This is a genomic window from Burkholderia latens (assembly GCF_902499045.1).
GTDB classification, from domain to species: Bacteria; Pseudomonadota; Gammaproteobacteria; order Burkholderiales; family Burkholderiaceae; genus Burkholderia; species Burkholderia latens.
On sequence record NZ_CABVPL010000021.1, the window covers coordinates 95,198 to 104,925 of the forward strand.

Below are 9,728 nucleotides of genomic sequence, written 5' to 3' on the forward strand. Positions count from 1 at the left end.
GACCGGTCGTCGACGCGTCTTGAGCTTCAAGAAGGCGTGGCGGGAGAGGAGCGGCAATACGAACGCGACTAAGCGCACGGGTTGCGTGACACCGAAGAACGGCCGTGCGGCGCTGGAAGCTCGACATTATAGAAATAATGTCAAACATCAGAGCGGCTATGATTGGATATTTAACGGTTTACGTTATATTATTCACAAAAATTCCATGCGAACTCAGCCATGTCCGACCTCGCCGCCCACGAACACCGCCTGATCGCCGAAATCGACCGGCTGAAGGCCAATTTCCCCAAAACCCGCGAGCTGTACCGCGAGGTCTGTGCATTGATGTTCTTCCGTTTCGGTATCACGCCGACCGCGAACCGCCTCTACCAGCTCGTGCGCAAGGGAAGCATGAGCACGCCCACCGCGGTGCTCGGCGAGTTCTGGGCCGAATTGCGGGAAAAGAGCCGCGTTCGCATTGAGCATCCGGACCTTCCGGCCGACCTGCAGGCGGCAGCCGGCGAACTGGTCGCCGCGTTATGGAATCGGTCGAGCACGGAAGCCGCCGCAGCGCTCGATGCGTTGCGCGCCGAAGTGGAGGCCGAGCGCACGGCGGCGAAAGCGGAGGTCGCCGCGCTGCAAACGGAGTTGTCCCGCACCGAAACGGCGCTCGAGCAACGCACGGCGGCATTGCTGACCGCGCAGGTGCGCATCCATGAGCTCGAGCAGGCGAGGGCGGCCGACGAAGCATCGCGCCGAGCATTACAAGCGGAAGTCGACCGGCTGAAGTCCGACAACGCAGACGCCGATCGCGCACTGGCGCAGGCCCGCGCCGATTTCACGTCGCAGCTCGATCGTCTGCGCGACGACGCAAACCGCGCCGAGGACCGTCTGCGTGCATCGGAAAAACGGGCGCTTCAGGAGATCGACCGCGAGCGGCTCGCCGCCGCCCGGCTGCAAAAGGAACTTGACGCGGCGGCTGCGCGCGCCGAACAGCGCGACACACGGCACCGTAAGGATCTCGCGACGCTGCAGGCGCTACTGGCCGACACACAACATCGCTGTGGCATGCTCGAAGGCCAGCTCGACGGCGCGCGCGCGGCGAACGCGGCGTACGTCGCCGAACTCGACGCATTGCGCGCCGAACGCACCGAGCGAGTGGAACGAGCCGAACGAGCAACACGCGGCCCCATGCGCAGGGCGCCGGGCCGCCCGGCCGGCGGCACGCTGCGCGCGGCCAAGCCCGTCATTCGGAAGCGCGCTCCCAAACCCGCATGACATCCGCGCGATAGACGGGTGACGACGCGCCCGCGACGCGTCGCGATTCGGGTAAAGTGCCGCTCAATTCGCCGGCTCGACTTTGCTAGACGACCGGTCTAATCGTTGCTACCATACGTCATCATGAATGCATCTTCAGGCGCGGAAGTCCGCCAGCACATCCTGAATATCGCGAAGCCGATCATGCTCCACAAGGGGTTTTCGGCGGTCGGTCTGAACGAGATCCTCGCTGCGGCAGGGATCCCGAAGGGCTCGTTCTACCATTACTTCGGCTCGAAAGAGGCATTCGGCGAGGCGCTGCTCGAATCGTATTTCGACGGCTATCTCGAGCATCTCGACAATCTGCTCGAGCGTCAGGCCGGCACGGGCGCGCAGCGCCTGATGACGTACTGGCGCAACTGGCTGCACACGCAGTGCGCGGAAGATCTCGAAGGCAAGTGCCTCGCGGTGAAGCTCGGCGCGGAGGTGTCCGATCTGTCCGAGTCGATGCGCGCGGTTCTGCGGCGCGGCACCAGCCAGATCATCGAGCGGCTCGCGGGCGGCATCGAGGCCGGGCTGGCCGACGGGTCGTTGAGCGGCGTCGACGATCCGGCGCATACGGCCGCGATCCTGTACGAGCTGTGGCTCGGCGCCACGCTGCTGGAAAAGATTCACCGCAACCGCAAACCGCTCGAACGCGCGATGCGCGAAACGCGGCGTATGCTGAACCTGCCGTCCGTCGCGGATGACGGCGAGCAGGCATAACCCGGCGCGCTTTGGCGCGCCTTGTTTTTCCGCGAGGGCTAGACGACTGGTCTACTTACGCCGAAGCCGGATTGCTTCACCGCATCGCTGCGACGCTGCCGGCTGGCCGGGACAGCCGCCGCGATGCGCATCACGAGTGCCCAACGTTGATCCGGTCGTGCCCGTTGCACGCCCATTCCTGTTGACGGAGATTCCCATGCCGCAAAGCAACACAGCAAACCGCAGAATCGTCCTGAATTCGCGCCCGGTCGGCGCGCCCACCCCGAACGACTTCCGCCTCGAGACCGGCGCCGTGCCGGTGCCCGGCGCCGGCCAGGTGCTGCTGCGCACGGTCTGGCTGTCGCTCGATCCGTACATGCGCGGCCGAATGAGCGACGCGCCGTCGTATGCGCCGCCCGTCGAACTCGGCGACGTGATGGTCGGCGGCACGGTCAGCCGCGTCGTCGCATCGAATTTGCCCGCATATCGCGAAGGCGACCTGGTCGTCGCGGGCGGCGGGTGGCAGGACTATTCGCTGTCCGACGGCAGCGACCTGATTCCGCTTGGCCGCGACTTCGCCCATCCGTCGTATGCGCTCGGCGTACTCGGCATGCCGGGGTTCACCGCGTACACCGGCCTCTTGAAGATCGGCGAGCCGAAGGCCGGCGAAACCGTGGTCGTCGCCGCCGCGAGCGGGGCGGTCGGCGCGGTGGTCGGCCAGATCGCGAAGCTGAAGGGCTGCCGCGTGGTCGGCGTCGCGGGCGGCGCCGACAAGGTCGCGTACGTAAAGGACACGCTCGGCTTCGACGCGTGCATCGATCATCGCGATCCGCAGTTCGCAGCCAAGCTGAAGGAAGCCTGCCCGAACGGCATCGACGTCTATTTCGAGAACGTCGGCGGCGCCGTGTTCGACGCAGTGTGGCCGCTGCTCAACGACCATGCGCGCGTGCCGGTGTGCGGCATCATCGCGCACTACAACGACGCCGCTTACGACGAGACCGCGGCGTCGACCGGTCGCGACCGCGTGCCGGCGCTGATGGGCACGATTCTGCGCAAACGCATCCGGATGCAGGGATTCATCATTCTCGACCACTATGCGACGGGCTATGCGGCGTTCCTGAAGGAGATGAGCGAGTGGGTCGCGCAGGGCAAGGTCAAGACACGCGAGGACGTGATTCCCGATCTCGCCGATGCGCCGAACGCGCTGATCGGCTTGCTCGCCGGCAAGAATTTCGGCAAGGTCGTCGTGCGCGTGGGGCCGGACGAACTGGCCTGACGCGATCCATTCGAGTTCCGTTCGTTTGCACGCTGGCGTCGCGCGACGCCAGCTTGTGGCATCCTCGATTCCGTTTTCCCAAGGAGTGAACACATGGCGCTTTACGTAATGGCTTCGGTGTTTCCGAAGCCCGAGCACGCGCAGGCCGTCGAGGCAGAATTGCGCAGCATGGTCACGGCGACCCGCGCCGAACCGGGCAATCGCCGCTACGACCTGTTCCGCGAGCAGGACGGTTCGCCGGCGCTGCATCTGTTCGAGATCTACGACGACCAGGCCGCATTCGACGCGCACCTCGCGAGTCCGCACTTCACCGCGTTTCGCAGCAAGTCGGCCGACTGGTTCTCGGCGCCGCCCGTCATCAAGGTGCTGTCGGGCATCGACGCGGCCGAATAAGCCGGATTGAAGTGAAGCATTCCCGCCGCGGCTCGTTCCCACCCGGGCCGCGCGGCAGCAGCCGCTGCATGGCGCAACGGCGATGAACAACCCGGCGCGCCGGTCGCGCCGCTTCCCCAATACACCGGCCCTCGGAGGCTGAATGGTCACCCTCAATATCAACGGCGAAAACCGCACGGTCGACGCCCCCGACGACATGCCCCTGCTGTGGGTGCTGCGCGACGTCGTCGGCCTGACCGGCACGAAATTCGGCTGCGGCATCGCGCAATGCGGCGCGTGCACCGTGCATCTCGACGGCGTCGCCGCGCGCTCGTGCGTGCTGCCGGTCGCGGCCGTCGCGGGCCGCAAGATCACGACGATCGAAGCCGTCGGCGCGACGCCGGCCGGGCAAAAAATCCAGCAAGCGTGGCGCGAGCTCGACGTCGTCCAGTGCGGCTACTGCCAGTCGGGGCAGGTGATGGCGGCCACCGCGCTGATCGCATCGAATCCGAACCCCCGCGACGCCGACATCGACGCGGCGATGGCCGGCAACATCTGCCGCTGCGGCACGTACAACCGGATTCGCGCGGCGGTCAAGCACGCCGCGAAGGGGGCGTGAGATGAAACCGCTCGCACGTTCACTTCGTTCCCTGCCCCCCAAGGGGGCGCTCGGCCTCGTCGAGGCGGCTCTGCGGAGGCTCACATGTCACGAGGACTGATCGAAGCCGGCCGGGCCGGCGCGGGCGTGTCGCGCCGTTCGTTTCTCAAATTGGGCATGTCGCTCGGCGCGGCCGCGGGCGGCGGCTTGCTGCTCGGCTTCAGCATGCCGGCCGCCGGCGACGATGCGCGGCGCTCGGTGATCGGCGGCGATGCGGACGAAACGGCGCGCGCCGGCGTATTCGCGCCGAACGCGTTCGTGCAGATCGACCGCAGCGGCAAGGTCACGCTGGTGATGCCGAAGGTCGAGATGGGGCAGGGCGTCTACACAGCGTTGCCGATGCTGATCGCCGAGGAACTCGAGGTGCCGCTGTCGAACGTGACGCTCGACCATGCGCCGCCGAACGAGAAGCTGTTCCTCGATCCGCTGCTCGGCGGCCAGCTTACCGGCGGCTCGACGTCGGTGCGCTACGCGTGGGAACCGTTGCGCCGTGCAGGCGCCACCGCGCGCACGCTGCTGGTTTCAGCGGCCGCGAAGCAATGGAACGTCGATCCGGCCACGTGCCGCGCCGAAAATGGTGAAGTCCAGCATCCGCCGAGCGGCCGGCGCGCGGCGTACGGCCAGCTCGCGGATGCCGCAGCGAAGCTGCCGGTGCCGAAGGACGTCGCGCTGAAGAAACCGGAAGATTTCAAGCTGATCGGCAAGCCGGTGAAGCGGCTCGATTCGCCGGAAAAAGTCGACGGCACCGCGCAGTTCGGGCTCGACGTGCGCCTGCCCGGCATGCTGTACGCGGTGACCGTGAACAGCCCGGTGTTCGGCGGCACGGTCGCGAGCGTCGACGACACCGCCGCGAAGAAGATTCCGGGCGTGCGCCAGGTGGTGCGCGTCGACAATGCGGTCGCGGTGGTCGGCGATCACACGTGGGCCGCGAAGCGCGGCGCGTCGGCGCTCGTCGTCAAGTGGAACGAAGGCGCGGGCGCGAAGGTGTCGACGAAGGATCTTTTCGCGGATCTCGCGCATGCGGCCGCAAACGGCAACGGCGCGGTCGCTCGCAAGGAGGGCGACGTCGGCAACGCGTTCGCGAATGCGAAGACGCGTGTCGATGCCGTCTACGAGCAGCCGTTGCTTGCGCACGCGACGATGGAGCCCGTGAACTGCACGGTGCACGTGCGTAGCGACGGCTGCGAGATCTGGGTCGGCACGCAGGTGCCGACGCGCGCCCGCGACACCGCGCAGCAGCTTACCGGGCTGTCGCCGGACAAGATCGTCGTGCACAACCACCTGCTCGGCGGCGGGTTCGGCCGGCGGCTCGAAACCGACATGATCGGCCAGGCGGTAAAGGTCGGCAAACAGGTCAATGCCCCGGTGAAGGTGATCTGGACGCGCGAGGAAGACGTTCAGCACGACATGTACCGGCCGTGCTACTACGACAAGATCTCGGCCGGCCTCGACGCGAACGGCAAGCCGGTCGCGTGGCAGCACCGGATCGTCGGCTCGTCGATCCTCGCGCGCTTTGCGCCGCCCGCGGTCAAGGACGGCGTCGATCCGGACGCGGTGGAAGTCGCGGCCGAGCTGCCGTACGACCTGCCGAACCAGCTCGTCGACTACGTGCGCCAGGAGCCGCGCCACGTGCCGACCGCGTTCTGGCGCGGCGTCGGGCCGACGCGCAGTACGTTCGTCGTCGAGAGCTTCATCGACGAACTGGCCGCACAGGCCAAGACCGACCCGGTGCAATACCGCCGCGCACTGCTCGGCAAGACGCCGCGTGCGCGCAACGTGCTCGACGTCGCGGCGAAGGCGGCCGGTTGGGGCGCGCCGCTGCCGAAGGGGCAAGGGCGCGGCGTGTCGGTGATGCACGCGTTCGGCAGCTTTTTCTCGATCGTGATCGACGTCGCCGTGGACGATGGCGAAGTGCAGGTCAAGCGCGCCGTGTGTGCGGTCGATTGCGGGATGGTGGTGAACCCGAGCACGATCGACGCGCAGGTGCAGGGCGGCATCATCTTCGGGATCACGGGCGCGCTGTACGGCGAGATCACGATCGAGGACGGCCGCGTCGTGCAGAGCAACTTCACCGACTACCGCGTGATGCGAATCAACGAGACGCCGCCGATCGAGGTTCATCTCGTCAAAAGCGCCGAAGCGCCGGGCGGCATCGGGGAACCGGGCACGGCCGCGACGGCCGCGGCGCTGTCGAATGCGATCTTCGCGGCGACCGGCAAGCGGCTGCGCAAGCTGCCGGTCGGCAACCAGCTGAAGACGGCTTGAGGGGGAGGGACGAACCATGCGAAACCTGACCCTGACTCGTCTGCACCACGTGAATCGCGCGGCCCGCACGCTCGGCGGATCGCTGCTCGCGCTGTCCGCGTTGATGGCCGGTACTGCAGCGCAAGCCGCGCAAACGGCGCCGGCCGACAGCGCGCTCATCGCCCGCGGCGCGTATCTCGCGAAGGCCGGCGACTGCGTTGCGTGCCATACCGCGCCGCGCGGCGCGCCGTTCGCCGGCGGCCTGAAGATGGTCACGCCGATGGGCGCGATCTACACGACGAACATCACGCCCGATCCGGACACGGGCATCGGCCGCTATACCGAAGCGGAGTTTGCCGGCGCATTGCGCAAGGGCGTCGCGAAGGACGGCCATAACCTCTATCCGGCGATGCCGTATCCGTCGTACGCGAAGCTGAAGGACGACGACGTGAAGGCGCTGTACGCGTACTTCATGCACGGCGTCGAGCCGGTGAAGCAGGCGAATCGTGCGTCGGACATTCCGTGGCCGCTCAACATGCGCTGGCCGCTGGCGCTGTGGAATGCGGTGTTCCTCGACACGACACCGTATACCGACAAGCCGGCGAAGGACGCGACGTGGAACCGCGGCGCGTACCTCGTGCAGGGGCTCGGGCATTGCGGGTCGTGTCATACGCCGCGCGGCGTCGGCTTCCAGGAGAAGGCGCTGGACGAGAGCGGCGCGGCATTCCTGTCCGGTGCATCGATCGACAACTGGTTCGCGTCGAACCTGACCGGCGAGCACAACACCGGGCTTGGCCGCTGGAACGAGGCCGACGTCGCGCAGTTCCTGAAAACCGGCGCGAACCGGCACGCGACCGCGTTCGGTTCGATGGTGAGCGTGATCAACCACAGCACGCAGGAACTCACCGACGACGATCTGACGGCGATCGCGCGCTATCTGAAGTCGTTGCCGGCCGCGGGCGGCAACGGTGCGCCGCCTTACCGTTACGAGCCGAAGGCGACGCAGGTCGCATTGGGCCGGCCGGCGAACGATCCGGGCGCAAAGGTGTATAACGCTTACTGCCTGCATTGCCATGGCGCGGACGGCCGCGGCTACGCGCCGCTGCTCGCGCCGCTCGCCGGCAACCCGAACGTGCTCGAGGCCGATGCGTCGTCGCTGATCAACGTGACGCTGAACGGCAGCGACACGCTCGTGATCGGCGGCGTGCCGTCCGCGTATCCGATGCCGGCGTTCGCGAACCAGCTGAACGACCAGCAGATCGCCGACGTGCTGACGTTCATGCGTGCCGGCTGGAACAACGGCGCGCCGGCCGTACAGGCGGCGGATGTCGCGAAACTCCGCAAGGCGACGGCAGCGGCGCGCTGAGCGGTCCGCCGTTGCGGTTGATGACGGGCACGTGTGCTGCGTGCCCGTCCTCGAACGTTGCCGGTTGCAAGGCGACCGGCAATGCAGCTCTTTCTGTCAACCGGCGCGCGGCCTTCGTGGCCGCGCGCGTTTTTATCGACGCAAGTAGGGGTGTCTGGATGGCTAACGTGACTTATACGGATACGCAATTGCTGATCGACGGCGAGTGGGTCGACGCCGCGAGCGGCAAGACGATCGACGTCGTGAACCCGGCGACGGGCAAGGTAATAGGCAAGGTCGCCCACGCGGGCATCGCCGATCTGGACCGCGCGCTGGCCGCGGCGCAGCGCGGTTTCGAAGCATGGCGCAAGGTGCCCGCGCACGAGCGCGCGGCCATGATGCGCAAGGCCGCCGCGCTGGTGCGCGAACGTGCCGGCACCATCGCGCAGCTGATGACGCAGGAGCAGGGCAAGCCGCTGACGGAAGCGCGTGTCGAAGTGCTGTCGGCCGCGGACATCATCGAATGGTTCGCGGACGAAGGCCGTCGCGTGTACGGCCGGATCGTGCCGCCGCGCAACCTCGGCGCGCAGCAAACGGTCGTGAAGGAGCCGGTCGGTCCGGTCGCGGCATTCACGCCGTGGAATTTCCCGGTGAACCAGGTCGTACGCAAGCTGAGCGCCGCGCTCGCCACCGGCTGCTCGTTCCTCGTGAAGGCGCCGGAGGAGACCCCGGCATCGCCGGCCGCGCTACTGCGCGCGTTCGTCGATGCGGGCGTGCCGGCTGGCGTGATCGGTCTCGTGTACGGCGATCCGGCGGAAATCTCGTCGTACCTGATTCCGCATCCGGTGATCCGCAAGGTGACGTTTACGGGTTCGACGCCGGTCGGCAAGCAGCTCGCCGCGCTCGCGGGCCAGCACATGAAGCGCGCGACGATGGAGCTGGGCGGCCACGCGCCGGTGATCGTCGCCGAAGATGCGGACGTCGCGCTGGCCGTGAAGGCCGCCGGTGGCGCGAAGTTCCGCAACGCCGGCCAGGTGTGCATTTCGCCGACGCGGTTCCTCGTGCACAACAGCATCCGTGACGAGTTCACGCGCGCGCTGGTTCAGCACGCGCAGGGGCTGAAGGTCGGCAACGGGCTCGACGAAGGCACGACGCTCGGCGCGCTGGCGAATCCGCGCCGGTTGACCGCGATGGCGTCGGTCGTCGAGAATGCGCGCAAGGTCGGCGCGCGCATCGAGACCGGCGGCGAACGGATCGGCTCGGAAGGCAACTTCTTCGCGCCGACCGTGATCGCGAACGTGCCGCTGGAAGCCGACGTATTCAACAACGAGCCGTTCGGCCCGGTCGCGGCGATCCGCGGCTTCGACACACTCGAGGACGCGATCGCGGAAGCGAACCGGCTGCCGTTCGGGCTGGCCGGCTATGCGTTCACGCGTTCGTTCGCGAACGTGCATCTGCTGACGCAGCGACTCGAGGTCGGGATGCTGTGGATCAACCAGCCGGCGACGCCGTGGCCGGAAATGCCGTTCGGCGGCGTGAAGGATTCGGGCTACGGGTCCGAAGGCGGGCCGGAAGCGCTGGAACCGTATCTCGTCACGAAGTCGGTGACGGTGATGGCGGTTTGATGGGCGTGGATTGAGTGTGGGGCGCGTCGCGGGGTACGCGGCGCGCTTTTTTGGGCTGCGGCGGGATGGGGTAATGGAAGAAGCGTCGATGTCGGGTGGGGTTTCTGTCGCCGTTGTGATTTTACATAAGGTGAATTAGCGCATTTTTTGATGTAAGAGCAAAGTTGTAATGTCGCATCTGAGCAAAGTTGAAATGTCGTAGTTCGAGGGTTTCGGCGCATGCTGGCG

General features: G+C 67.1%; 8 protein-coding genes. All 8 read left to right on the forward strand.

Annotated features, from left to right (window positions below; genetic code table 11):
• Positions 1-219: 219 nt before the first annotated feature.
• Positions 220-1,257 (forward strand): DNA-binding protein, encoded by a 1,038-nt coding sequence (locus tag BSE24067_RS16565; RefSeq protein WP_151066007.1) that lies wholly within the window; start codon positions 220-222, stop codon positions 1,255-1,257.
• A 123-nt stretch (positions 1,258-1,380) separates the two neighbouring features.
• Positions 1,381-2,001, forward strand: coding sequence for a TetR/AcrR family transcriptional regulator (locus BSE24067_RS16570; protein WP_151066008.1), 621 nt, complete (start codon positions 1,381-1,383; stop codon positions 1,999-2,001).
• Positions 2,002-2,197: 196 nt separating this feature from the next.
• Positions 2,198-3,256 (forward strand): NADP-dependent oxidoreductase, encoded by a 1,059-nt coding sequence (locus tag BSE24067_RS16575; RefSeq protein ID WP_151066009.1) that lies wholly within the window; start codon positions 2,198-2,200, stop codon positions 3,254-3,256.
• A 93-nt stretch (positions 3,257-3,349) separates the two neighbouring features.
• Positions 3,350-3,649 carry a putative quinol monooxygenase gene (locus BSE24067_RS16580; protein ID WP_151066010.1) on the forward strand — a complete coding sequence of 100 codons (300 nt, stop codon included), beginning with the start codon at positions 3,350-3,352 and terminating at the stop codon, positions 3,647-3,649.
• Between the two features lie 142 nt (positions 3,650-3,791).
• Complete coding sequence (locus BSE24067_RS16585) at positions 3,792-4,247, forward strand: (2Fe-2S)-binding protein (protein ID WP_151066011.1); 456 nt, start codon at positions 3,792-3,794, stop codon at positions 4,245-4,247.
• Positions 4,248-4,331: 84 nt separating this feature from the next.
• Positions 4,332-6,551, forward strand: a complete 2,220-nt coding sequence (locus BSE24067_RS16590; RefSeq protein WP_151066012.1) for a xanthine dehydrogenase family protein molybdopterin-binding subunit — start codon at positions 4,332-4,334, stop codon at positions 6,549-6,551.
• 16 nt (positions 6,552-6,567) lie between these two features.
• Complete coding sequence (locus tag BSE24067_RS16595) at positions 6,568-7,896, forward strand: c-type cytochrome (RefSeq protein WP_244130438.1); 1,329 nt, start codon at positions 6,568-6,570, stop codon at positions 7,894-7,896.
• Positions 7,897-8,054: 158 nt separating this feature from the next.
• Complete coding sequence (locus tag BSE24067_RS16600) at positions 8,055-9,500, forward strand: NAD-dependent succinate-semialdehyde dehydrogenase (protein ID WP_151066013.1); 1,446 nt, start codon at positions 8,055-8,057, stop codon at positions 9,498-9,500.
• Positions 9,501-9,728 lie beyond the last annotated feature (228 nt).